Origin of the sequence: Candidatus Effluviviaceae Genus I sp. (assembly GCA_016867725.1) — a bacterium.
Classification (GTDB): Bacteria; Joyebacterota; Joyebacteria; order Joyebacterales; family Joyebacteraceae; genus VGIX01.
Genome location: VGIX01000001.1, coordinates 112,813 through 136,561, shown reverse-complemented (window position 1 = coordinate 136,561; position 23,749 = coordinate 112,813). Strand labels below are relative to the sequence as shown.

Genomic DNA, 23,749 nt, shown 5'->3' with positions numbered 1-23,749 from the left:
GCCGGGGGCGTCGGATCTCATCGACCCCCGTGGAGGTGCTCGGGTGAAGGCGCTCGTGACCGGCGGCGCCGGGTTCATCGGTTCCCATCTCGTCGAGACTCTCCTCGAGAGGAACGACGAGGTGTGGGTCATCGACGACCTCTCCACGGGGCGGTACGAGAACATCGCACACCTGGAGAGCCACCCGAGGTTCCACTACACGATCGACACGATCCTCGACGAACGCGTCGTCCGCGAGTTCACCTCGAAGGTGGACACGGTCTTTCACCTGGCCGCCGCCGTGGGCGTGGCCTACATCATCGAGAACCCGCTCAAGTCGCTCGAGACGAACATCCGCGGCACGGAGATCGTCCTCAAGCACGCGAACGAGAGCAAGCGCACCACCGTCGTCTTCTCCACGTCGGAGATCTACGGGAAGGCGAACTCGCAGCCCTGCAAGGAGAACGACGACAGGATCCTCGGCGCGACGACCATCTCGCGCTGGAGCTACTCCGACTCCAAGGCGGTGGACGAGTTCCTCGCGCTTGCGTACCACCGGGAGAAGCAGCTGCCCGTCGTGATCGTGCGCTGCTTCAACACGTGCGGCCCTAGGCAGACGGGGCAGTACGGGATGGTCATCCCGAGATTCGTGAAGCAGGCGCTGCTGGGCCACCCGCTCACCATCTACGGCGACGGCAAGCAGTCGCGGTGCTTCTGCGACGTGTCGGACGTCGTGCGCGGCGTGCTGGGGCTCGTCGAGACGCCTGCGGCGAACGGCAACGTCTTCAACATCGGGAGCGACGAGGAGGTCACGATCGAGGAACTCGCGACGAAGGTCAAGCGGATGACCGGAAGCGCGTCCCCGATCGAGTACATCCCCTACGAGAAGGCGTACGAGCAGGGCTTCGAGGACATGCGGCGGCGTGTCCCCGATCTCGCGAAGATCCGCGCGGCGATCGGCTACGAGCCGCGGGTCTCGCTCGACGGACTCCTCGAGCGCGTGATCGAGCACTTCAAGAGCTGAGCGCGCCGCGGCAGCGCCGCGGGGCCGCCGGCTGGAGGGTGGGCCCGGAGAAAGAAGTTGACAGCTGTGTGTGTCCTGACAATACTGCCGTTCGACATCTGACACGTAGGTCAGGGAGCTGTCATGGTCTTCCTCTGCGCCTTCGGGCTGTCCATGCTCGCCGTCATCGCGCTCACCCCGGCGGTCAGGAGCCTGGCGACCCGCCTCCGCTTTCTCGACTACCCGAACAGACAGAAGGTGCACGCGACCCCCACGCCGCTCATGGGCGGCGTCGCGGTGGCGCTTGCGAGCCTGGCCTCCGCCTCGGCCGCGCTGGCCCTCATCCGGTGCCCGTACAGCGCGAGGATCGTCGGGTTCATGTCCGGCGGCCTCATGGTCATCGTGCTCGGGCTGGCCGACGACGCCAACGGCATGCGGCCGGCCACGAAGCTGGCCGGGCAGTCCGCGGCCGCCCTCGTGATGCTGCTGTCGGGCGGGGTCGACGGCATCCCGCTGCCGCTTCCCCTGGCCTACGGGCTCGCGCTCTTCTGGATGGTCGGGCTCATGAACGCCTTCAACTTCCTCGACAACATGGACGGCATCACGTCGGGGCTCGCCGCGATCGCCACGTTCGGCATCTTCACGCTGGCGCTCGGCAACGGCCACGTGCCCACGGCCATCGCGGCCATCTCCGTGGCCGGAGGGGCGCTCGGCTTCCTGCGGTACAACTCGTCGCCGGCCTCGATCTTCCTCGGCGACGCCGGCAGCCTCTTCCTCGGGTACGTCGTCGGCGGGCTGTCCCTGCGCGCCGTGGCGAACGCGGGGACGGGCGCGTCGTCCCTTCTCGTGCCGGTCCTCATGCTCGGCTACCCGATCTTCGACGCGACGCTCGTGACCGTGTCCCGCCTCATGGACGGGCGGAGGCTCTCCGAGGGCGGGCGCGACCACAGCTCGCACCGCCTCGCGCGCCTGGGACTGAGCTCGCGCCAGACGGCCCTGGCCATCTACATCATGTCGCTGTCGCTCACCGCGACGGCCGTCGTCGTGTCCCGCTTCATGGGTCGGAGCCCCGTGGTCCTGCCCCTGGCGACCATCGCGGCCGCGGGGGGCATGGCGTTCCTAGGCCTCAGGCTCTTCCGCGTTCCGGTGACCGCGGGCATGGTGCAGTCCGCCCCGGGCGCGCGCCGCGTCGCGATCCGGATCCCGGACCGTGACGACCTCGCGATCCTCGTGCCCCGGGACCGGGTCTATACCGGCGGGCGGCGCTCTCGGCGTCCCAGCGAGACCGTCGAAGTGCGCTGAACGCGCCGTCGCGCGAGTCGCGACGCGCAGGGGATGCGCCCGTGCTCGATCTCAGGTTCATCCGTGCGAACCCCGACGTCGTCCGCGCGGCGATCCGCGACAAGGGGGAGAAGGCCGACCTCGACCGTCTGCTCGAGCTGGACGCCGAGCTCCGCGGGCTTCTCGTCGCGGCCGACGATCTCAAGCGCGAGCGCAACGAGGCGAGCGAGCGGGTGGCGGCGCTCAAGCGCGAGGGCGGCGACGCTTCGGAGATCGTCGAGAGGATGCGGGGCGTCTCTGCGCGCATCAAGGAGCACGACGAGCGCATCGCCGCGGCGCGCGAGCAGGTGCGCGCGCTCGAGCTCACCATCCCGAACGTCCCGCACGCGAGCGTCCCCGTCGGCGCCACCGAGGACGAGAACGTCACGGTCCGGTCGTGGGGGGACCCGCACCCGCTCGCCGCGAAGCCCGTGCCGCACTGGGAGATCGGCGAGGCCCTGGGCATTCTCGACTTCCGGAGCGCCTCGAAGATCGCGGGGTCGGGCTTCGTGACCTTCGTCGGAGTGGGCGCCCTGCTCGAGCGTGCGCTCATACGGTTCATGCTCGACGTCCACACGACCGAGCACGGGTACACGGAGATCTCGCCGCCGTTCGTCGCCAACCGCGACTCGATGGTCGGCACGGGCCAGCTGCCGAAGCTCGAGAGCGACATGTACCGCTGCGAGGGCGACGAGCTCTTCCTCATCCCGACCGCGGAGGTGCCGCTCACGAACATCCATCGCGACGAGATCCTGCCCGGCGAGCGGCTTCCCGTCCGCTACACGGCCTACACGCCGTGCTTCCGCCGCGAGGCGGGCTCGTACGGCAAGGACACACGCGGGCTCGTGCGCGTGCACCAGTTCGACAAGGTCGAGATGGTCAAGCTCGTGGAGCCGGAGACCTCGTACGACGAGCTCGAGTCGCTCACGGCGTGCGCCGAGTCCATTCTCCAGCGCCTCGACCTTCCGTACCGCGTGAAGGCGCTGTGCACGGGCGACCTCTCGTTCTCCGCCGCGAAGTGCTACGACCTCGACGTGTGGGCGCCGGGCTGCGGCCGCTGGCTCGAGGTCTCCTCGTGCAGCAACTTCGAGGACTTCCAGGCCCGGCGCGCGGGGATCCAGTACCGCCCGGCGGGCGGCGGCAAGGCGCGCTTCGTGCACACGCTGAACGGCTCCGGCGTCGCGCTGCCCCGCACGGTGATCGCCGTGATCGAGAACTACCAGACCGACCGCGGCACGATCGTCGTCCCCGACGCGCTGCGCCCGTACGTGAGCGGCCTCTCCGAGATCGCGTAGCCTCCCGCGCCCCGTCGCGGGCCGCCCGCTTTCGCGCGGCCCGCTCCTGTGGTATGCTGTGACCCGAACGGCCGTGTTCCGCGTCCGGAGGCAGCGATGCGACAGGGCGGGCAGTGGCGGCTCGACGCCGACGAGCTGGCGCTCCAGCGATCGAGGGCCTACATCTTCGTCGGCATCCTCGTCATCGCCGTCGCCATCTTCCTCTACACCAACAGCCTCATCCGCCGCCTCGAGGTCCAGGCCGAGACGCTCTCGAGCTCGATCGCGAGCCTGTGCGCGAGCGCGACCTACGCGGCGAGCGAGGACGAGGAGCTCCGGCTCGTCTTCGGCAAGCTCATCGAGACCATCAACTTCCCCATCGTGATCACCGACGTCCGCGGCGTGCCCATCACCTGGAAGAACCTGCCGGTGGGCTTCGATCCCTACGACGTGACGCACGAGGAGTACCTGCGCGCCCACCCGGCGACCCCCGACTCCACGAGGCTCGGGCAGGTCATGGCGCTCGCGCGCGACATCGACAGGATCAACGAGCCCATTCCGATGACCCATCACCCTAACCAGCCTGCCCTCGGATATGTGCACTACGGCGAGTCCAGCATGATCCGCGAGATGCGCTACGTGCCGGCGCTCGAGCTCGCCGCGTTCGGCATCGTCGTGCTCCTGGGGTTCCTCGGGTTCAGGAACGCGAAGCTCGCGGAGCTGCGGTCCATCTGGATCGGGATGGCGCGCGAGACGGCGCACCAGCTTGGGACCCCCATCTCGTCGCTCATGGGCTGGGTGGAGCTCATCCGGGAGTCCACGCGCGCGGACAGCGACCCGGACGCGCTCGTCCGCATGACCGACGAGATGCAGCGCGACCTCGAGCGCCTCGAGAAGATCTCGCTGCGCTTCAACCAGATCGGCTCGACGCCGCGGACCAGGCGGCAGGACGTCGTCGGGGTGCTCCGCGAGGCGCTCGACTACCTCCGACGGCGGCTGCACGGTCTCGGCAGGAGCATCACCATCGAGGAGAACTACGAGAACGTGCCGCTCGTGGACATCAACCGCGAGCTCATGGAGTGGGTCATCGAGAACCTCGTGAAGAACGCCGCCGAGGCGCTCGGCGAGGACGGCGGTCGCATCGAGATCTCCGCGCGGCACGTGCCCAGGGACGGCGTGGTCGAGGTCGTCATCAAGGACAGCGGCCGCGGCCTGCCGCCGGGCGACCGTCGCCGGGTGTTCGCGCCCGGCTACTCCACGAAGCGCAAGGGCTGGGGGCTCGGGCTTGCGCTCTCGCGGAGGATCGTCGAGGAGTACCACAAGGGGCGTCTCTACGTGGCGTGGACCGAGCCCGGGAAGGGCACGGCCTTCGTCATCTCGCTTCCTGCGACCTAGAAGGGCGCGGCGCCTCCCATGCCGCATCCGGGGTCAGGGTGGAGGAGTGGATGAACGGTTCCAGGAAGGTCCTCTGGGTCGACGACGAGATCGACCTGCTTCGGCCGCACATGATATTCCTCGAGCAGAAGGGCTACGACGTCACGCCCGCGCCGGGCGGCGGCGAGGCCATCGAGCTTCTGAAGAAGGTCCGCTACGACATCGTGCTGCTCGACGAGATGATGGTCGGCATGGACGGACTCACGACCCTGGGCGAGATCAAGGCCATCGACCCGGCCGTTCCCGTCGTGATGGTCACGAAGAGCGAGGAAGAGGAGCTGATGAACGACGCGCTCGGCCGGCGCATCGACGACTTCCTCATCAAGCCCGTGAAGCCCTCGCAGGTGTTCCTCGCCATCAAGCGGCTCCTCGACGGCCAGCGCATCCTCCAGGACCAGCTGGCCCAGCGGTACGCTCAGGACTCGTCCGAGCTGCGCGGCAGCATCATGGACCCGCTCGGCTGGCGGGACTGGATCCAGTTGTACACGCGCCTCGTGTCGTGGGACCTCGAGCTCGACCGGTTCCGCGACCCGGGGCTCCGGCAGGCGCACGACGATCTCGAGCACAGCGCCAACGCCGAGTTCTCGCGCTACGTGGTCGCCAACTACGAAGGGTGGGTCAACGACGCGAAGGACCGGCCGCCGCTCTCGGTGGACGTCGTGCGGACGTTCGTGGCGCCCAGGCTCAAGGCCAGGGAGAAGGTCTACTTCGTCGTGCTCGACTGCATGCGCCTGGACCACTGGCTGAGCATCGCGACGAGTCTCGAGTCGTTCTTCGACATCACGAACCACTACTACTACTCGATCCTCCCGACCGCGACGCCGTTCTCGCGGAACGCGCTCTTCAGCGGGCTCTATCCCTCGCAGCTCGGCGAGAAGTACCCGGACCTCTGGGCCACGCCCGCGCGCGACGAGTTCAGCAAGAACCGCTACGAGCGTCAGCTCATGGACGCGCAGCTCGATCGGCTCGGCGTCCGCCTGACGCCGGAGCCGAAGTACGTGAAGATCTACGAGAAGGACGAGGCGGACAACGTCCGGCGGCAGATGTCCTCGATGCGCGGGCTCTCGCTCGTGTCGCTCGTGTACAACTTCGTCGACATCCTCTCGCACTCGCGGTCCGAGTCGGAGATCCTCCAGGAGATCGCGCCCGACGAGGCGGCGTTCCGCTCGCTCGTGCGGTCGTGGTTCAACCACTCGGCCCTCTATCACATCCTCATCGAGATGGCCAGGCACAAGGCGGCCGTCGTCCTCACGACGGACCACGGCGTGACGCTCGGCAGGCGCGCGGCGCTCGTGCGCGGGAACCGAGAGACCTCGACGAACCTCCGCTACAAGTTCGGGAGCAACCTGGGGTGCAACGAGAAGGAGACGTTCCTCATCACGAACCCGGCCCGCTTCAAGCTGCCGAGCGACGGGGCGAGCAAGCAGTACGCGATCGCGAAGGAGGACTACTACTTCGTGTACCCGACCGATTTCCACCGCTACGAGCGCCAGTACAAGGGAAGCTTCCAGCACGGCGGGATCTCGCTCGAGGAGATGGTCCTTCCCTGCGCGGTCATGCTTCCGAAGGCCTGACGATGACGCGCCGCGCCGGCCCTCACGCGATCGTCACGCGGTCGCCCGACGAGACGCGGGAGCTCGGCCGCGCGCTCGGCCGCGCCCTTCCGGCGGGCGGCTTCGTGGGGCTCCTCGGGGAGCTGGGAAGCGGCAAGACCGTCCTCGCGCAGGGCATCGCGCTGGGGCTCGGTTGCTCCGGGGTCGTGTCGAGCCCGAGCTTCGTCATCGTCAACGAGTACGCGGGCCGCGTGCCCGTCATCCACGTTGACCTGTACCGCCTGTCGGACGCCGGGCCGCTCCACGAGCTCGGGTATCGCGAGCTCTTCTACGGCGAAGGCGTGGCGCTCGTCGAGTGGGCGGACCGCGTCCCCGAGCTCCTGCCGAAGGACCGGCTGGACGTCTCGCTCGAGCTCGTGGACGCGGAGGTCCGCCGCGTGACCCTCACGGCGACGGGGCCGGCCCACGCGCCGGCGGTCGAGGCGGCTGACCGCTGGGCGAGCGGACGGGGGAGGGAGTAGGGCGATGCGCGTGCTCACGATCGAGACCTCAACACCCGTCGAGGACGTCGCCGTCGTCGAGGGCGGCGAGGTCCTGGCCGCGCGACGGCTCGCCGCCGGCCGCGGCCGCGCCGAGGAGCTCATCATCGCCATCGCCGAGACGCTTCGCGAGTCCGGGACGGACCTCAGGGCGCTCGACGCCATCGGCGTCTCGATCGGGCCGGGGCGCTTCACGGGCCTCAGGGTGGGTCTCGCGACGGCCAAGGGGCTCTCGGCGGTCTCCGGCGTGCCCGTGCGGCCGGTGCCGACGCTCGAGGCCCTCGCGCGGAGCGCCCGGGACGAGGGGGAGCTCGTGGGCGCGGCGCTCGACGCCAGGCGCGGCGAGGTCTACGGGGCGCTCTTCGTGCTGGGGCGGGCGCCCCGGCGCCTTCTCGATGACGCCGCCGAGCCGCCGGACGCCTTCGCCGCGCGCGTGGCCGGCGCGGCGGCCGGGAAGCCCGTGCTCCTCGTCGGCACCGGGGCCGTAGCGTACCGCGACGAGCTCATGCGGGCGCTCGGGGACGCGGCGCGCTTCCCGTCGGAGGAGCTGCAGAGGCCCTCGGCGCGCGCGATCGCGGCGATGGTCGAGGGCGCTTCGGCTGCTCCTCCGCCCGACCTCGACGCGCTCGAGCCCATCTACCTCCGGGGCGTGTGATGGACGCGCGCGCCGTGTCGGACCCCGTGACCGTGAGGCCGATGACCGCGGACGACCTCGACGCCGTCTGCGAGATCGAGCAGGCGGTCTTCGCGATGCCGTGGTCGAGGCAGTCGTTCGAGAACGAGGTCTCCGGGGACACGCGCTCCATGTCGTTCGTCGCCGAGGAGGGCGGTCGCGTCGAGGGGTACCTCGTCGCCTGGCACGTCGTCGACGAGCTCCACATCGGCAATCTCGCGGTCCGACCGGACAGACAGGGCGAGGGCCTCGGCGCCCGGCTCGTGGCGGCGGCGCTCGCCGCGGCGGCCGGGCGCGGCATCCGGCACGCGGCGCTCGAGGTGCGCGTGTCGAACGCCCGCGCCATCGCCGTCTACGAGCGGTGCGGGTTCCGCGGCGTCGCGATCCGCCGCGGGTACTACGAGGACAACGGCGAGCACGCGCTCGTCATGTTCCGCGAGTTCGGCGAGGCGGCCGACGGCCCGGGCGCGGAGGGCGTGGCATGACCTCGAGAGACCGGCTCGCGCGGTCCGTGGACTGGCTGGGGCGGGCCGGGTTCGGCGGCGCGACGCTCGGCATCGTGCTCGGCTCCGGGCTCTCGTCGTTCCTGGACGGTGTCGAGGTCATCGCCCGCGCGCGGTGCGCGGACGTGCCCGGCTTCCCCGTTCCCGGAGTCGGGGGGCACGACGGCGCCGTCGTCTCGTGCACGATCGCGTCGAAGCCGGCGCTCGTGATCTCCGGCCGCGTGCACCACTACGAGGGGCGTGGCCCCGACGAGGTCGTGTTCGCCGTGCGCGCGCTGCGCCGCCTCGGGGTCGTCGCGCTCGCTCTCACGAACGCCTCGGGCGGCGTGGACCCGGGCTTCTCGGTCGGGGACGTGATGCTCATCGTCGATCAGATATCGCTCCTCGGCGGGCGATGCCGCACGGCCGGCGCGCCGACGGGCCGCGCGCCCGCGTACTCGCCGCGCCTCGCGGCGCTCGCGCGGGACGTCGGCGCGGCGCGCGGCATCGCGCTTCGCGAGGGCGTGTACCTCGGGTCGCTCGGGCCGGCCTACGAGACGCCGGCGGAGATCTCGCTGGCCCGGAGGCTCGGGGCCTCCGCCGTCGGCATGTCGACGGTCTCCGAGGCGGCGGCCGCGGCGGGCGCCGGCATGGAGGTGCTCGGCCTCTCGCTCATCACGAACGTCCCGCTTCCCGGCCGCTTCACGAGCACGACGCACGGGGAGGTCCTCAGGGCCGGCCGCGCCGGATCGAGGAAGCTCCTTTCGCTCGTCGAGGGGGTCGCGGAGCGGCTATAATCGCCGAGGCGCCCGCGTGCGCGGCGATCCGACTCGTTCCCGGAGGGGCTATGGACCAGGTGCCGTGGCTCAAGCGAAGGAAGCCCGCCATCAAGGAAGCGCCCAGGCGCGAGGTGCCCGACGGCCTGTGGCGCAAGTGCGAGGGGTGCGGCGAGATCATCTACCACAAGGAGCTCGAGCGCGGCCTGTGGACCTGCGCCCGGTGCGGCTATCACTTCCAGATCGGCGCGGAGCAGTACCGCGACCTCCTGGTGGACGAGGGGAGCTTCGTTGAGCTTCTCTCGGGGATCGAGCCCACGGACCCGTTGGGCTTCGTCGACTCCAAGCGATACTCCGACCGGCTCGACGCGGCGAAGCGCAAGTCCGGGCTCAACGAGGCCGTGCACACCGGGAGCGGCAGGATCGACGGGCATCTCGCCATGCTCGCGCTCCTCGAGTTCGCGTTCCTCGGCGGGAGCATGGGCTCCGTGATGGGCGAGAAGATCGCGCGGCTCACGCGCATGGCCATCGAAGAGCGCGTGCCGCTCGTCACGGTCTCGAGCACGGGCGGAGCGCGGATGCAGGAGGGTATCTTCTCGCTCATGCAGATGGCGAAGACGAGCGCCATGCTCGCGAGGCTGCACGAGGAGGGGCTTCTGCACATCGCCATCCAGGCCCACCCGACCACCGGCGGAGTGACCGCGAGCTTCGCCTCGCTCGGCGACATCATCATCGCCGAGCCCGGCGCGCTCATCGGCTTCGCCGGCCCGAGGGTCATCCAGCAGACGATCAAGCAGGACCTGCCCGGCGGCTTCCAGCGGGCCGAGTTCATGCTCTCGCACGGCATGGTGGACATGGTCGTGCGCCGCAAGGACCTCAAGCGGACCGTATCGAGAGTGCTCGCCTTCTTCGCCGATGAGGGGCGCGACCGCGCGGAGGATGCGCTTGACCAAGCGCGACGGCAGGGCCTTTGACAGCTACCGCTCGTGCCTCGACTGGCTCTTCGCCCGCCACCGCTTCGTGATGAAGCCGGGCCTCGAGCGGGTCGAGAGGCTGCTCGAGGCGGCGGGTCGGCCGGACCGCGCGTTCCGCATCGTCCACGTCGCCGGGACGAACGGGAAGGGCTCCACCTCCACCATGATCGCCCGCGTGCTCACCGAGCACGGGCTGCGCACGGGCCTGTACACCTCGCCCCACGTCGTGGACTTCACCGAGCGCATCACGGTGGACGGCGCGCCGATACCGCCTCCGACCGTCCTCGAGATCGTCGAGCGGCTCAAGCCTGCCGCCGACGAGATCGAGGCGACCTTCTTCGAGATCGTGACCGCGGCGGCCGCCGTGCACTTCGCCGAGCGGGGCGCGGACCTGGTGGTCGCGGAGGTCGGTCTCGGCGGGCGGCTCGACGCGACGAACGCGCTCGATTCCGCCCTGTCGGTCATCACGAGGATCGCGCTGGACCACACCGACGTCCTCGGGGGCAGCCTCGCGTCGATCGCGGCGGAGAAGGCCGGCATCGTCCGCGACGGGGGCGTCGTCGTCTGCGGCGCGGAGGGCGACGCGCTGGACGTCATCCGCGGCGCGGCCGCGGCGAGGCGGGCGCGCCTCGTGGACATCGCGGCCGCGTCGCGCCTGGGCGAGGCGCGCGTCGGGGCGAACGGGAGCGTCTTCGACGTCGAGTGCCTGGGGACGCGGTACGAGTCGCTCCGCGTGTCGATGCTCGGGAGGCATCAGATCGCGAACGCGCGGGCCGCGCTCGTCGCCCTCCACGAGCTTGCCGGCCTCGGGGCCTTCCGCCTGTCCGAGGCCGCGCTGCGTCGCGGCCTGTCGGACGCCGGCGTCCTCGGGAGGCTGCAGATCCTCGAGCGACGGCCCACGGTCGTCGCCGACGTCGCGCACAATCCCGACGCGGCGGCCGCGCTCGCGGCGGCGGTCGACGAGGTGTTCGACTTCGACCGCCTCATCGTCGTGCTGGGGATCATGGCGGACAAGGACGCGCGGGGGTTCCTCGGCGCGCTCGCGGACATCACGGACAGCCTCGTGGCCATGCGCCCGTCCACGCCGCGCGCCGCGGCGCCCGAGGACGTCGCGGCGGCCGCCGGCGAACTCGGCATCCCGGCCCGCGTGGTCCCCTCGGCGGGGGCGGCGCTCAGGAGCGCGCTCGACGAGGCGCGGGAGGGCGACCTTGTCCTGGTCACGGGTTCGCACTACACTGTCGGCGACGTTCTCACGAGCCTGGGAGTCGGCCGGCCGGCGGAGGCGTGAGCCGGGTTCTGGAGGTTCCGATGGCCAAGGTGGTCATGAAGAAGGTCTCGAAGGTCTTCGACGGCAACGTCGTCGCCGTCAAGGACATGGACCTCGTGGTCGAGGACCGGGAGTTCGTCGTGCTCGTCGGACCGTCCGGGTGCGGGAAGTCCACGCTCCTCAGGATGGTCGCCGGCCTCGAGGAGGTGACCTCGGGCGAGATCCACATCGACGACCTTCTCGTGAACGACGTCCCGCCCAAGGACCGCGACATCGCGATGGTCTTCCAGAACTACGCGCTCTACCCGCACATGACCGTGTATGAGAACATGGCCTTCGGCCTCCGCCTCCGGAAGTACCCCAGGGCCGAGATCGACGCGCGCGTGCGCGAGGCGGCGGAGATCCTCGAGATCTCGGCGCTCCTCGACCGGAGGCCCAAGGCGCTCTCCGGCGGCCAGCGGCAGCGCGTGGCCGTGGGGCGGGCGATCGTCAGGAAGCCCAAGGTCTTCCTGTTCGACGAGCCGCTCTCGAACCTCGACGCCAAGCTCAGGGTGCAGACGAGGACGCAGATTATCAAGCTGCACGAGCGGCTCAAGGCGACCATCATCTACGTCACGCACGACCAGGTCGAGGCCATGACGATGGGGACGCGCATCGTCGTCATGAAGGACGGCGTCGCGCATCAGGTGGCCGCGCCGCTGACCGTCTACCAGCGCCCCGTGGACCAGTTCGTGGCGGGGTTCATCGGGAGCCCCGCGATGAACTTCATCGAGGGAGCGCTCGCGCGGCGCGACGGGCGGACCGTGTTCGTCGCCGGCGACTTCTCGGCGCCCGTGGCGGACGACCCGGGCGGCGTCCTGGCGTCGCACGGCGAGCGCGAGATCGTGCTCGGCATCAGGCCCGAGGACATCCATGAGCCGGCGGACGCGAGCCGGTTCCCGGCGTCGGCCAGGATCCGCGCCCACGTGGACGTCGTCGAGCCGATGGGCAACGAGATCTACCTCTACGTGACCATGGGCGAGAGGCCGCTCGTCGCGCGCGTCGACGTGCGCACCCCCCCGGCGCTCAACACGGACATCGACCTGCTCCTGGACATGTCGCGCGCGCACTTCTTCGACAAGGGTACCGGCAGATCGCTCCTGTTCGGCGCGGGGGAGTGAGCAGCCTTGCCGCACTGCCTGGGCATCGACATCGGCGGCACGAACGTGAAGGCGGCGCTCGTTTCCGACGAGGGGACAGTCGCCGCCTTCCTGCTCAGGGCATGGTCCGGCGGGGACCCCGCCGACGCCGTCGCGGCCGCGGCGGGCCTCGTCGAGGAGCTCGAGCGGCCCGGCGGGGAAGCGCGGCCGAACGCGTGCGGCGTCGGCTGCGCGGGCCTCGTGGACGGCGCGCGGGGCGTCGTCCGCCTGTCGCCGAACCTGCCGTCGTGGCGGGACGTCGAGCTCGCGCGTCTGCTGTCCGAGGCGCTGGGCGCGCGGACGCTCGTGGAGAACGACGCGAACGCCGCGGCGTACGCGGAGCACCGGGCCGGGGCGGCGCGCGGAGCCGGGAATGCCGCCGTGCTCACGATCGGGACCGGGGTCGGCGGCGGTCTCATCCTGGGCGGCCGGCTGTACCGCGGGTCGCACGGCTTCGCCGGCGAGGTGGGGCACGCGACGATCGACCTCGACGGGCCGGCGTGCGCGTGCGGGGGCACGGGGTGCCTCGAGCGGCTCGTGAGCGCGGACGCCATCGTGGCGCGGGCGGCGGAGCGCGCGCGCGGCGGGTCGTCGGCGCTGGCCGCCGCGGCGCGCGCCGGGGCGCTGACCGCGAAGGACGTCGGCCAGGCCGCGGCGGGCGGCGACGCCGCCGCCCTGGGCGTGATGGAGGAGACCGGGCGCCTCCTTGGCGTGGGGCTTGCGAACCTCGTCGAGATCCTGGACCTCGAGGTCATCGTCATCGGCGGCGGCGTCGCGTCGGCCGGGGAGAGCCTCCTTTCGCCCGCGCGGACGGAGATGGCGGCGCGCGTCGCCGGCCCTCCGTGGCGGCTCCCGAAGGTCGTGCCGGCTCTCCTCGGGGAGACGGCCGGCGTCGTGGGCGCCGCGCTGCTCGCCGCACACCACTTCCGGACGCCCGCCTGACGCGGGCCTCCGCGCCGACGGGTCTTCACTATGCCGTTTGCCATCACCTTCGTTCTTCGCGCGCTCGCCGTCGTCGCTCTGACGCAGGCGGAGCCGGGCGTGCCGGCGGCGGCCGACGCCGCGGACACCGCGGCGGCGCGGCCTGCGGCCGCGCCGGGGCCGCGCGCCCTCCCGCTGTGGCCGTCGGGGGACGGTCTCACGGTCCGCTCCGACGCGTTCGAGGCGAGCGAGGGGCCCGGGGGCAGGATCGCGCTCTTCGAGGGCAGCGTCGTGCTCGAGCGGGAGGGCGCGCGGCTCGTCGGCCGCCGCGGCGTCTACCGTGAGTCGCTGCGCGAGTTCCTGCTCTACGGCGGCGTGAGCGGCGAGGACGACGGCGCGGCGGTCGCGGCCGAGACGCTCCGCTACCACCGGGACTCGGACGTCGTCACCCTGTCGGGCAGAGCGTCCTACGCGGACACGTCGGCCACGGTCACGGCGCGGCGGATCCGGTTCTTCCGCGCCGAACGCGTGGCCGTCTGCGTCGGCGACGCCGTCGCCGTGGACGCCGACGGGTCGTCGGAGCTCTCCGCCGAGCGCATCGTGTACGACTTCGATCGCTCGGAGGTCAGAGCGTCGGGCGAGCCGGTGATCACGACGACCACGGACGAGGGCGAGCTCGACCTCACGGTGCGCGCCGACGTCATCGAGCTCTCGCGGGAGAGGAGCGAGCTCCGCGCGTTCGGCGCCGTGGCGATCGTGCGCGAGGACGTGAAGGCGGGCGCGCGGGCGGCAACGCTCTTCCTCGACGACGAGGTGACGTTCCTCGAGGGGGACCCCTTCGTCTCGAGGGAGCGGGACCAGCTCACCGGCGAGCGGATCTTCGTGGCCGCGCCGGACGGCACGCTCTCGAGGGTGAGGGTCACTGGGCGGGCCGCGGCGACGTACCGGATCGAGCCTGAGTCTCCCGAGGACGAACCCGAGTGGGGACGCGTGGCCGGCGACAGCCTCACGATGTTCTTCGAAGGCGGCGACCCGGTCCTCACCGTCGTCCGCGGCCGCGCGCAGAGCGAGCACTCCATCGGCTCGTCCGGGAAGCGCAACACCGTGGCGGCGCGCGAGCTCACCGTGGCCTTCGCCGACGGGAAGATCGAGCGGGCCGTCTTCAGGGGCAGCGCGGTCGGCTCCTACGTCTTCCCGCCGGAGGGCGGGCGCCAGGTCCCCCCTGCGCCCGTGCCCGGCGAGGACGCGTCCGGCGTCCCGCCCGCGACCCCGCCGGCCGAGCTCGAGACGGTGGACTACCGGGCCTCTGAGATCACCTACCACGTGCCGGACAACAGGATCGTGCTCGCCGACGGCGCGACCGTGGAGTACCAGGGCACCGTCCTGCGTGCCGAGGAGGTCGTTTTCGACCCCGACAGCGAGGTGCTGACCGCGTCCGGCAACCCCGACTTCACGGACGCGGGCGAGCGGCTCATCGGGAGCGGGCTGTGGTACGACCTCGGCGCCAAGACCGGGTCCATCGACGGGGGCGCGACGACGTTCGAGGACGGCCTCTGCTTCGGCGACCGCATCGAGCGGGACGCCGACGGGTCGCTCAGGGTGCGTGGCGGCTCGTACACGACGTGCTCCGCCAGCGAGCCGCACTACCACCTCACGTCCCGCAAGATGAAGATCCACCTCAACGACAAGGTCATCGCGCGCCCGGTGGTCCTGCACATCGGGCGCCTGCCGGTGCTCGCGCTGCCGTTCTACGTCTTCCCGATCCGCAAGGGTCGGCAGTCGGGGTTCCTCATCCCGCAGATCGAGTTCGGCGCTTCGGAGGAGCGGGGGAGGTTCATCCGCAACTTCGGCTACTACTGGGCGCCCAACGACTACTGGGACGCGATGGCATGGGCGGACTACTACGACCAGGCCCGCTGGATCGCACACCTCGAGGCGCGGTACGCCCTGCGGTACGTCCTGTCCGGCTCGGTCAGGACCTCGTTCATGCAGGAGACGCTCGCCGGGCGGCGGCGCTGGGACCTCACACTCGATCACAAGCAGGAGCTGGGGAGGAACTGGACCGCCGGCGCCTCGGGCGACTTCCGAAGCGACGCCTCGTACGCGACCGACGCCAACCAGTCCATCCAGGAGAGCCTGAACAGGAGCCTGCGCTCGCAGCTGTGGGTGCGGGGGCGGTGGAGCGGGCTCTCGACCGGCGTCACGCTGGACCGCCGCGAGGAGCTGGACCTCGGAACGGTGTCGGAGCTCCTTCCGAAGATCGACGTCTCGGGAAGCCAGAGGCCGCTCCTGAGCGTTCCCGAGGGGACGGGGGGCCTCCGCGGCCTGCTCGGGAAGGTGTCCTACAGCTGGGACGCCAGGGCGGTGAACGACAGGTCGCGCACCGACGGCGGGGCCACGTCCCGCCAGGCGGCCGGGCTCGGCCTGAGCCTCCGGGCGCCCGGGAAGCTCCTCGGGTGGCTCACGGTCTCGCCCCACGCTTCCGTCGCGCAGGCCTGGTACGACCGGGACAAGCTGGGCAACCGCTTCCCGTCGAGGCTCACGTACGGGGCGGGCGTGTCGGCCTCGACCGCGATCTACGGGACGTTCTTCCCGCGCGTCGGGCCTCTGGAGGGCGTCCGGCACATCATCGAGCCGTCGGCGACGTACTCGTGGACCCCGGAGTTCGCGCGGTACTTCGACGACGGCGTGGACCGGTTCTACAGCTTCGGCGGCTTCGGGAGCACGCCGCGCGCCCGAGAGGCCGTGAGCGTGTCGCTCGTCAACAAGCTCCAGCTCAAACTCAAGCGGGCGGGCGGCGAGGTCCGCAAGCTCGACAACTTCCTGCGCTTCTCGGTGTCCAGCGCCTACGACCTCCGCGCGGACGACGAGCCCTGGGCGGACATCGTGTCGCGCGCCGAGATGCGGCCCGGGGACGCCGTGTCGTTGAGCTGGGACGCGCGGCACGACCCGTACACGGGCAGGCTGGGCGGATCGAGCATCACGGCCTCCGTGAGTTTGCGCGGCGAGCGGAGCGACGCCGCGGCGGGCGATCTCGGCGGGCCGGCCGGGAGCGGAGACCCGCTCGACGAGCTCAGGAGGGCGGTCGCGTCGCGGTCGGTCGCCGACGCGCCGGCGCGGCGTCCGTGGGACGCCTCTCTTGCCTTCAGGTACTCGCGTGGAGCGGCCCCCGGCAACGAGACCTACTGGGCAGACGCGACGGTCGCGCTGTCCCCGACCGCGAAGTGGCGGGTCAACTGGACCGTCCATTACGACCTCAGGGAGCGCGAGGTGGCCAGCCAGGAGTACGTCATCCACCGCGATCTCCACTGCTGGGAGGCCCAGTTCGTCCGCCGCTACTACGCCGGGGAGTGGCAGTACTACTTCCGCATCAACATCAAGGCGCTTCCTGACGTGCAGCTCGAGACCGGGCGGAAGACCATCTACAGAAGGGTGAACTGACGGGCGGCGGCGGCCTGGAGCGCGGGACACGGGCCCCGGGCGGGGCTCACCGGACGCCGCCCGCAGGGCGTTCCGGAGGCGGTCGCGCTACCAGGCCCACGGGCTGGGGCCTTTCAGGATTATCCTATTGACAGGTTGCGGGGTGTGCTGTAGCGTGTCGCGCAAATCCGGGGCAGCAGGGAGCTTCTTGGCAGGAGGCCACAGCCTAGGAGGGGGTTCGGGATGAACAAGGCAGAGCTCATTGAGGCCGTTGTGAAGAGGTCCGGACTCACGAACAAGGCCGCGAAGGACATCGTCGACGCGATGTTCGATGCCGACAGCGGCATCATCGCGAAGGCCCTGAAGGGGCGCGACAGGGTGCAGCTCTCCGGCTTCGGCACCTTCAGCGCGCAGCACAGGCCGTCGCGCGACTGGCGGATCCCGGGCACGGACAAGACCAAGCACGTGGACGCGCACTACTATCCGAAGTTCAGCGCCGGCAAGTCGCTGAAGGACTACGTGAAGTAGCTCGATCGCGTCAGGGAGTACTTGACTCTGCGGGGGAGCAGGGAGTCCAAGGGCTCGCTGGTCCCCCGCAGTCTTTTTCGGCGGCGACTCCTCGTCGTCGCGCCTGGAGGCGGTTGTGCACAGGCTCTTGGCGAAGGTGCTGGATGCCCGCGCCGCGGGGAGGCCCGCGGCGGCCGGGGGCATCATGCGGCAGCCGTTCAGGCTGCGCGTGGAGGTCCTGGGCTCGGCCGTGCGGGCGGTCAAGGCCCCGGGCTCGGTGACCGGGAAGAGGGGGGAGATCCGCCGCGCGGCCGTCCTGCCGTGGGCGCCGAAGCGGGGGGACCTGCTCGTGCTCGACCCGACCGAGAGCCGGCGGTTCCTGGCTCCGGACGGCCCCGCGCCGAGGCGCCTTGCCGGCGCGGCGGCGCGCCTGTTCAGGGGGGACGTGGACTGCGACGGCTGGGAGGAGGACGTCTTCTCGAACGCCTTCGTCTCGGCGGCCGTGCAGCCGCACCGCGGAGCCCGGCTGGTCTCGCTCGTCGGGCGCGACGGCCGGGACAGGTTCGCCGCGCCGGTCGTCCACATCATGGCCGGGCAGTACCTGCTTCTCGGGGGCGCGGAGGAGTTCCTGCCGGAAGGGAGCATGCCCGGGGAGATCTGGAACGCGGCGTTCGACCGCGAGGAAGGCGACGGCCCGCGCGCGACCTACCGCCGGGAGCTCAAGGCCCCCGAGGGTGTGACCATCGCGAAGACCGTCGCTGTCGAGGCCGATCTCCCGGGCGTCCTCGAGCTCGTGCGCCTGTCCTACGCGGGCCGGCCCGCCAGGAGCGCTGACGACCGCGGCGCCGGCGGGGGCCACGCGGCGAAGGACACGGCGGACCTTGCCATCGGCATCAGGATGACGACGCCGGTGCTGGGACCGGCGGGCTCGGTCAATGTCGTCGAGATCCCGAGCCGGGGCGAGCTCACGAAGGTGCGCTTCCACAGGCCGGCGTTCGGGCGACGCTGGAGGTGGCGAGACTGGAAGGACGAGCACTTCGGCCTCTTCCCGGGGTTCCTCGTCTCGCGCAACGAGCGCGAGGGGAACGCCATGGCCGTGCTCTTCGGGGACGGGCGCGGGAGCGCCGTGAGCGTCCGCAGCGACTTCGAGGGCCCGGAGATCATGCTGCGCGGGCGGCGTCGCGCGGTCCGGAAGGGCGGGTCGGTGGAGCTCGGCGCCGCGTTCCTCACGGCGGACGCCCTCGCCGCGACCGGGTCGTCGCTCCTGCTCGCGGCGCTGGGACGGCGGCGGGGCGGCGCGGTCCCGCTCGCGCTCGTGGTGCGGACCTCGAGGGCCGTCGGGCGTCCGACCGCCGCGCTGTCCACGGCCGGGGGCGGCCGCCGGGCGGTCGCGCTCAGGCGGCGCGAGATCCCGGGCGCCGGCGCCGTGCACGCCGCCGTGGTGACGGCGCGCGCGTCGGACTTCCCGATCGAGTGCTCGGTGAGGCTCGGAGCCGAGCGCCTCTCGTGCGTGGTGGAGGAGTAGACGATGCGATGCGCACTGGAGCCGCTCTCCGTCGGGTACGACTGGGAGATGGCCGTTCTCAAGGACACGGGAGAGAACATCGACGAGAAGGAGGCCGACCGGCTGGCCGACGAGCTTCGGGTCCGCATCCCGTGGGCGGCCCCCGGAACCGACCTCGAGCTCATCGAGAGCCGGCTGGGGCCGCTCTCGGATTTCCGGGAGCTCGTTGAACGCACCGAGCGGTTCGACGAGCGCCTCCGGAAGGCGCTCTCGGCGAGGGGGTGGTCGCTCCTGAGGTCGGGCACGCGTCCGATCGAGCGCGAACCGATCGGGGCGCACATCCACGTGGGGACCGTGCGCGACTGGGACGCGGCCGTCCGCGTGCAGAACGGCGCGGCGGCGTACGTGGCGCCCCTCGTGGCCCTGGCGGCGAACAGCCCCGTGTACAGGAACCGATGGGGCCGCTACAAGAGCTACCGGGTCGCTTCGTTCGCGGAGTTCTGCTCGTTGCCGCCGATGCTGGCCTCTCCGGGCGCCACGCAGCCGGGGTGGGGCACCGACGTCTGCATCAAGCTGCCCTCCGGGTCCACCGTCGAGCTTCGCGCGTGCGACGGCGCGACCTCGGCGCGGCTCATGTGCGAGCTCGTCGCGCTCACCGCGGGCATCATGCATCACGCGGCCGAGCACGGCGACGGCCGGCCTCCCGGCGACGAGGCCTACGCGGAGCTCATGCTGAACCGCTGGCGCGCCGCGAAGCACGGGCTCGCGGCCGTGTTCCGCGTGGACGGCGAGGACGTGCCGGCCCAATCGGTGTTGACAGACATGCTGGACCTCGCGCAGGATGGCATGACGCGCATCGGGGCGTCGCCCGACGACCTCGCGCTGATCCGCAAGATGATCGCGAAGCGGCAGACGCAGGCCGACTTCCAGCGTGCGGTGTTCGAGTCGGAGGGGCGGGACCCGCACCGGTTCACGAGGGCGCTGGCCAACATCCAACGCGACGGGCGGGCGTTCGAGCGATACCTGAGGACGGCGCCGGCGCTCGATGCGGCGCCCCCGGACGACCCCGCAGCGGACATCGCGTCCGACATCGGAGTGGAGACGCCCTACACGCTGCTCCTTCGCGGGGCGCAGCCCGCGCCGGCGGAGCTGGACCGCGTCCTCGCGGACCTCGTGCGGACCGGGAAGGTCATCGAAGGCCGGACACGGCTCGGGGTCAGGACCTTCACACGGGCGGATCTCGTCTAGCGTGCGGGCGACGCGGGCCGCCGGCAGGAGGGTGTTCGGATGGGCGAGTTCACGGGGGTAGTTGATCTTCTGGGAGCGCTCATGAGGCTCCTGGGGCTTGACGAGTCCGCGCTCATGCCGGCCATCGCGCTCCTCGTCGTCTTCTTCGTCTTCGCCGTTCCCGTGGGACTTCTCGCGCAGGCGAAGCGCGTGCGCACGGGGCCGGCCGGCATGATCGGCAAGGTCGGGGAGGCGGCGACGCCGCTCGCCCCCTCCGGGAAGGTGTTCGTGCGAAGCGAGTACTGGAACGCGGTGGCCGACGAACCGCTCCCGGCCGGGAGCGCGGTCCGAGTGGTTGCCGTCCAGGGCCTGAGGCTCAGAGTCGAACGCGCGGAGTAGGAGGTGTGCGATGACGTCAGCCATCATCGTCGTGCTGGTGTTCCTCGTTCTCGTCACGAGGGCGATCAACGTCCTCAGGGAGTACGAGCGCGCCGTGCTATTCAGGCTCGGGCGACTCGCGGGCGTGAAGGGGCCCGGCTTCGTCCTCATCGTCCCGTTCATCGACCGCATCGTGAAGGTCGGGCTTCGGACCGTCGCCCTGGACGTTCCGGCGCAGGACGTGATCACGAAGGACAACGTCTCGGTCAAGGTGAACGCCGTCGTCTACTACCGCGTCTTCGACGCCGAGCGCGCGATCATCGAGGTCGAGGACTACGGCTACGCGACCTCGCAGCTCTCCCAGACCACGCTGCGGAGCGTCATCGGCGCGGCCGAGCTGGACGAGCTTCTTGCCGAGCGCGAGAAGATCAACCAGGAGCTGCAGTCCATCCTCGATCGCGCGACGGACGCGTGGGGCATCAAGGTCTCCGCGGTCGAGGTGAAGCACGTGGACCTTCCCGAGGGCATGCAGCGGGCGATCGCGCGGCAGGCCGAGGCCGAGCGCGAGCGGCGTGCCAAGGTCATCCACGCGGAGGGCGAGCTCCAGGCCTCGCAGACCCTCCAGTCCGCGGCGAAGGTGCTCTCGGGCGAGCCGACCTCTCTCCAGCTGCGGTATCTCCAGACGCTCTCCGAGATCTCCGCGGAGAAGAACTCGACGATCATCTTCCCGATCCCCGTGGACATCATCGGGTACTTCCTCGACGCGAAGCGGAAGCCGTCGCAGTAGGGGCGCCGGGCCGCGCGGCGCCCTCGCGACCGCGGGACCCTCATCGGTGACGCATGACCCTGACGGGCAGGAAGTACCGGTGGCAGTTCGACGAAGCGCCGGCGGCACTGACGGATGACATCCGGAGGGCCGCCGGTGTCTCGTCGCTCATGGCGCAGGTGCTGGCGTCGAGGCAGGTGGCGTCGGGCGACGACGCCGCGCGGTTCCTGAACCCTGCGGAGGCCCCGCTGCCCGACGCGCGGCTCCTGCCGGCGGCGGACCAGGTCGTCGAGCGCGTCGCGGCCGCCGCGTCGTCGGGAGAGCGCGTGGTCGTCCACGGGCACGACGACGCCGACGGCGTGACGGCCACGGTCATTCTCGTCGAGGCCCTCGAGCAGATCGGCATCCGGGCAGGCTCCTACATCCCCGACCGGCGGACGGAGGGGCACGGTCTCTCCGCTCGCGAGTTCGACTACCACGCGGGCGCCGGCGTGCGGCTCGTGGTCACGGTCGACAGCTGCGTGAGCGACCGCGAGGCGATCGCGCACGGCAACGGCCTCGGCATCGACACGATCGTCACCGACCATCACGAGATCCCCCCCGAGCTTCCCGCAGCGCATGCCATCGTCAACCCGAAGCTGGCGTCGTCATCCTACCCGTACCGCTATCTCGCGGGGACGGGGGTCTCGCTGCGGGTCGCAGACCTTCTGCTCGACGCCCTGCGGGGGAGGTTCGCGCCCGCTCCCGGCGGGCGGATCTGGTACGGGCCGCGCTGGAGGGAGGAGGCGCTCGCGCTCGCGGCGGTCGGCTCCATCGCGGACAAGGTGCCGATGACCGGCGACAACCGGTCCATCGTGGCGGCAGGGCTCAGGGCGATGCCCGCCACCGAGAGGCCGGGCCTCCGAGCGCTGCTCGAGGAGGCGAGGCTGTGGGGGCGCGAGCCGGACCCCGACGACGTGCGGGAGTCCCTCGGGCCGATCTTCGGACGCGTGTCCGACGGGCGCGGCGGCAACGAGGCGCTCGGCGTGCTGCTCTCGACCGACCCCGAGGCCGCCCGCGAAGGCGCCCGGGCGCTGGTCGGCGAGCGGGCGCGCTGGAAGGACTCGGCCGCCGCGGCGATGGCGAGCGTGCGGCCCCTGCTGGACGCGGCCCCGGACCCCGACGCACCGGTCATCGTCGTCGCGCTCCCCGTGGCGCTCGACGTCATGGGGTACGTGGCGTCGCGCATCGCCGACGAGAGCGACCGCCCCGCGGTCGTCATGGCGCCGCGCAACGGCCTCCTGGCCGCCGAGGCGCGCGGACCGCAGGGCTTCAACCTCGTCGCCGCGTTCCACGCGATGAACGAGCTCTTCACGGGGTACGGCGGCCATCCGAGGGCGGCCGGCTTCACGATCGAGGCGTCGAAGGCGGACGCGTTCCGCGAGCGGATGCTCGAGTATGCGCGCGCGAACCCGCCGATGCCGGAGCCCCGGAGGCTCGACGCGGTCCTGCCCCTCGGCGAGGCCGCGCCGGCCATCGCGTCCGAGGTCGATCGCCTGAGGCCCTTCGGGCTTGGGAACCCGCCGGCGACGTTCCTCTCGCCGAGCGTGGCGCGCGATGATCTGAGGGACGCCGCCGCCCGAGGCGTCCACCTCTCGACGCCCTTCCGCCCGTCGTCCGAACCCGCGGGCGTCGTCTACCGGCTGCGCGCGTCGGACGGCGTGGCGCTGGCGAGCATCGTGGACACGGTGCCCGGCGGCCGCCGGTGACGGGGCGCCGCCAGGAGGACCTCGTGACGGCGAACGCGCGGCGAGGCCGTCTCCACGTCGTCGCCACACCCATCGGCAACCTCGGCGACATGACGCTCCGCGGCATCGAGGTCCTCAAGGCCGTCGCCGCGGTCGCCACCGAGGACACCCGCCACACCAGGAAGCTGCTCTCCCACTACGGCATCAGGACGCCGGTTCTCTCGTACCACGAGCACAACGAGGAACGCGCGGCCGCGGCCGTGCTCGCGCGCCTGGAGCGCGGGGACGACGTGGCACTCGTCACCGACGCGGGGACCCCGCTTTTCGCCGATCCGGGCTACCGCGTCGTGAGCCTCTGCGCCCGCGAGGGGTTCGACGTCGTGCCCGTGCCCGGCGCGACCGCGCTGGCGGCCGCGCTCTCGGTGGCCGGGCTCCCGCCCATGCCCTTCTACTTCGGCGGGTTCCTCCCGAGGAAGCCCGGCGCGCGGGCGAGGAAGCTCGCGGAGGTCGCCGCGCTTCCGTGCACGCTCGTCTTCTACGAGGCGCCTCACAGGATCGCGGCGACGCTCGCCGCCATGCGCGATGTCCTCGGCGACCGCCCGGCCGCCGTCGCGCGCGAGCTCACGAAGGTCCACGAAGAGGTCGTCCGCGGCTCGCTGGGCGAGCTCGCCGGGGTCGCGGCCGACGCCGCCTGGCGGGGCGAGATCGTGGTCGTCGTCGGCGGCGGCGAGGGCGCGCGGGGCGGCGCCCAGGCCGACGCTCCAGACCTCGGAGGTTGACACCTCTCTTCCGCGATGCTAGACTGCGCGGTCCGACGGTCGGATACCGGGGAGAGGTGAGGGCGATC

At 71.5% G+C, this 23,749-nt stretch carries 21 protein-coding genes; all 21 read left to right on the top strand.

What is annotated here, in order from left to right; genetic code table 11:
- Window positions 1–43 precede the first annotated feature (43 nt).
- The 21 genes from FJY74_00545 (at window position 44) to rsmI (ending at window position 23,681) form a co-directional block, all read left to right on the top strand.
- On the top strand, window positions 44–1,003 hold the full coding sequence (locus FJY74_00545; protein ID MBM3306807.1) for a GDP-mannose 4,6-dehydratase: 960 nt from the start codon (window positions 44–46) through the stop codon (window positions 1,001–1,003).
- A gap of 123 nt (window positions 1,004–1,126) precedes the next feature.
- Window positions 1,127–2,284, top strand: a complete 1,158-nt coding sequence (locus tag FJY74_00540; GenBank protein MBM3306806.1) for an undecaprenyl/decaprenyl-phosphate alpha-N-acetylglucosaminyl 1-phosphate transferase — start codon at window positions 1,127–1,129, stop codon at window positions 2,282–2,284.
- 41 nt (window positions 2,285–2,325) lie between these two features.
- On the top strand, window positions 2,326–3,597 hold the full coding sequence (gene serS, locus FJY74_00535) for a serine--tRNA ligase (protein ID MBM3306805.1): 1,272 nt from the start codon (window positions 2,326–2,328) through the stop codon (window positions 3,595–3,597).
- A gap of 96 nt (window positions 3,598–3,693) precedes the next feature.
- Window positions 3,694–4,971 carry a HAMP domain-containing histidine kinase gene (locus FJY74_00530; GenBank protein MBM3306804.1) on the top strand — a complete coding sequence of 426 codons (1,278 nt, stop codon included), beginning with the start codon at window positions 3,694–3,696 and terminating at the stop codon, window positions 4,969–4,971.
- Between the two features lie 50 nt (window positions 4,972–5,021).
- Window positions 5,022–6,584, top strand: coding sequence for a response regulator (locus tag FJY74_00525; GenBank protein MBM3306803.1), 1,563 nt, complete (start codon window positions 5,022–5,024; stop codon window positions 6,582–6,584).
- A 2-nt stretch (window positions 6,585–6,586) separates the two neighbouring features.
- Complete coding sequence (tsaE, locus tag FJY74_00520) at window positions 6,587–7,084, top strand: tRNA (adenosine(37)-N6)-threonylcarbamoyltransferase complex ATPase subunit type 1 TsaE (protein MBM3306802.1); 498 nt, start codon at window positions 6,587–6,589, stop codon at window positions 7,082–7,084.
- Window positions 7,085–7,088: 4 nt separating this feature from the next.
- Window positions 7,089–7,757 carry a tRNA (adenosine(37)-N6)-threonylcarbamoyltransferase complex dimerization subunit type 1 TsaB gene (gene tsaB / locus FJY74_00515; GenBank protein ID MBM3306801.1) on the top strand — a complete coding sequence of 223 codons (669 nt, stop codon included), beginning with the start codon at window positions 7,089–7,091 and terminating at the stop codon, window positions 7,755–7,757.
- A complete protein-coding gene (gene rimI / locus FJY74_00510; protein MBM3306800.1) occupies window positions 7,757–8,260 on the top strand; it encodes a ribosomal protein S18-alanine N-acetyltransferase in 504 nt (167 codons plus the stop codon). Before tsaB ends, rimI begins: the two co-directional genes overlap by 1 nt.
- Window positions 8,257–9,054 (top strand): purine-nucleoside phosphorylase, encoded by a 798-nt coding sequence (locus tag FJY74_00505; GenBank protein MBM3306799.1) that lies wholly within the window; start codon window positions 8,257–8,259, stop codon window positions 9,052–9,054. The genes rimI and FJY74_00505 overlap by 4 nt, the downstream gene beginning before the upstream one ends.
- Before the next feature lie 50 nt (window positions 9,055–9,104).
- Window positions 9,105–10,007 carry an acetyl-CoA carboxylase carboxyltransferase subunit beta gene (locus FJY74_00500; GenBank protein MBM3306798.1) on the top strand — a complete coding sequence of 301 codons (903 nt, stop codon included), beginning with the start codon at window positions 9,105–9,107 and terminating at the stop codon, window positions 10,005–10,007.
- On the top strand, window positions 9,979–11,295 hold the full coding sequence (locus FJY74_00495; protein ID MBM3306797.1) for a bifunctional folylpolyglutamate synthase/dihydrofolate synthase: 1,317 nt from the start codon (window positions 9,979–9,981) through the stop codon (window positions 11,293–11,295). Before FJY74_00500 ends, FJY74_00495 begins: the two co-directional genes overlap by 29 nt.
- A gap of 20 nt (window positions 11,296–11,315) precedes the next feature.
- Entirely contained in the window at window positions 11,316–12,434 is a 1,119-nt protein-coding gene (ugpC, locus tag FJY74_00490; protein MBM3306796.1) for a sn-glycerol-3-phosphate ABC transporter ATP-binding protein UgpC, read from the top strand.
- A 6-nt stretch (window positions 12,435–12,440) separates the two neighbouring features.
- Window positions 12,441–13,394 (top strand): ROK family protein, encoded by a 954-nt coding sequence (locus tag FJY74_00485; protein ID MBM3306795.1) that lies wholly within the window; start codon window positions 12,441–12,443, stop codon window positions 13,392–13,394.
- Window positions 13,395–13,424: 30 nt separating this feature from the next.
- Window positions 13,425–16,814 carry a hypothetical protein gene (locus FJY74_00480; protein MBM3306794.1) on the top strand — a complete coding sequence of 1,130 codons (3,390 nt, stop codon included), beginning with the start codon at window positions 13,425–13,427 and terminating at the stop codon, window positions 16,812–16,814.
- Window positions 16,815–17,036: 222 nt separating this feature from the next.
- A complete protein-coding gene (locus FJY74_00475; protein ID MBM3306793.1) occupies window positions 17,037–17,321 on the top strand; it encodes an HU family DNA-binding protein in 285 nt (94 codons plus the stop codon).
- A 115-nt stretch (window positions 17,322–17,436) separates the two neighbouring features.
- Complete coding sequence (locus FJY74_00470) at window positions 17,437–18,825, top strand: hypothetical protein (protein MBM3306792.1); 1,389 nt, start codon at window positions 17,437–17,439, stop codon at window positions 18,823–18,825.
- A 3-nt stretch (window positions 18,826–18,828) separates the two neighbouring features.
- Window positions 18,829–20,052: a hypothetical protein gene (locus FJY74_00465; GenBank protein ID MBM3306791.1), complete on the top strand. Its 1,224-nt coding sequence runs from the start codon at window positions 18,829–18,831 to the stop codon at window positions 20,050–20,052.
- A gap of 39 nt (window positions 20,053–20,091) precedes the next feature.
- Window positions 20,092–20,430: a hypothetical protein gene (locus tag FJY74_00460; protein ID MBM3306790.1), complete on the top strand. Its 339-nt coding sequence runs from the start codon at window positions 20,092–20,094 to the stop codon at window positions 20,428–20,430.
- Between the two features lie 10 nt (window positions 20,431–20,440).
- Window positions 20,441–21,196, top strand: coding sequence for a slipin family protein (locus tag FJY74_00455; protein MBM3306789.1), 756 nt, complete (start codon window positions 20,441–20,443; stop codon window positions 21,194–21,196).
- A gap of 53 nt (window positions 21,197–21,249) precedes the next feature.
- Complete coding sequence (locus tag FJY74_00450) at window positions 21,250–22,923, top strand: DHH family phosphoesterase (GenBank protein ID MBM3306788.1); 1,674 nt, start codon at window positions 21,250–21,252, stop codon at window positions 22,921–22,923.
- Between the two features lie 23 nt (window positions 22,924–22,946).
- Window positions 22,947–23,681, top strand: coding sequence for a 16S rRNA (cytidine(1402)-2'-O)-methyltransferase (rsmI, locus tag FJY74_00445; protein MBM3306787.1), 735 nt, complete (start codon window positions 22,947–22,949; stop codon window positions 23,679–23,681).
- Window positions 23,682–23,749: the final 68 nt, after the last annotated feature.

Bases quoted from the DNA above. Each gene is read 5' to 3' on its own strand.
- ugpC (MBM3306796.1), top strand. From the start codon at position 11,316: ATGGCCAAGGTGGTCATGAAGAAGGTCTCGAAGGTCTTCGACGGCAAC.
- FJY74_00525 (MBM3306803.1), top strand. From the start codon at position 5,022: ATGAACGGTTCCAGGAAGGTCCTCTGGGTCGACGACGAGATCGACCTG.
- FJY74_00480 (MBM3306794.1), top strand. From the start codon at position 13,425: ATGCCGTTTGCCATCACCTTCGTTCTTCGCGCGCTCGCCGTCGTCGCT.
- FJY74_00500 (MBM3306798.1), top strand. From the start codon at position 9,105: ATGGACCAGGTGCCGTGGCTCAAGCGAAGGAAGCCCGCCATCAAGGAA.
- FJY74_00540 (MBM3306806.1), top strand. From the start codon at position 1,127: ATGGTCTTCCTCTGCGCCTTCGGGCTGTCCATGCTCGCCGTCATCGCG.
- rimI (MBM3306800.1), top strand. From the start codon at position 7,757: ATGGACGCGCGCGCCGTGTCGGACCCCGTGACCGTGAGGCCGATGACC.
- tsaE (MBM3306802.1), top strand. From the start codon at position 6,587: ATGACGCGCCGCGCCGGCCCTCACGCGATCGTCACGCGGTCGCCCGAC.
- tsaB (MBM3306801.1), top strand. From the start codon at position 7,089: ATGCGCGTGCTCACGATCGAGACCTCAACACCCGTCGAGGACGTCGCC.
- FJY74_00460 (MBM3306790.1), top strand. From the start codon at position 20,092: ATGGGCGAGTTCACGGGGGTAGTTGATCTTCTGGGAGCGCTCATGAGG.
- FJY74_00475 (MBM3306793.1), top strand. From the start codon at position 17,037: ATGAACAAGGCAGAGCTCATTGAGGCCGTTGTGAAGAGGTCCGGACTC.
- FJY74_00530 (MBM3306804.1), top strand. From the start codon at position 3,694: ATGCGACAGGGCGGGCAGTGGCGGCTCGACGCCGACGAGCTGGCGCTC.
- FJY74_00455 (MBM3306789.1), top strand. From the start codon at position 20,441: ATGACGTCAGCCATCATCGTCGTGCTGGTGTTCCTCGTTCTCGTCACG.
- FJY74_00505 (MBM3306799.1), top strand. From the start codon at position 8,257: ATGACCTCGAGAGACCGGCTCGCGCGGTCCGTGGACTGGCTGGGGCGG.
- FJY74_00465 (MBM3306791.1), top strand. From the start codon at position 18,829: ATGCGATGCGCACTGGAGCCGCTCTCCGTCGGGTACGACTGGGAGATG.
- FJY74_00450 (MBM3306788.1), top strand. From the start codon at position 21,250: ATGACCCTGACGGGCAGGAAGTACCGGTGGCAGTTCGACGAAGCGCCG.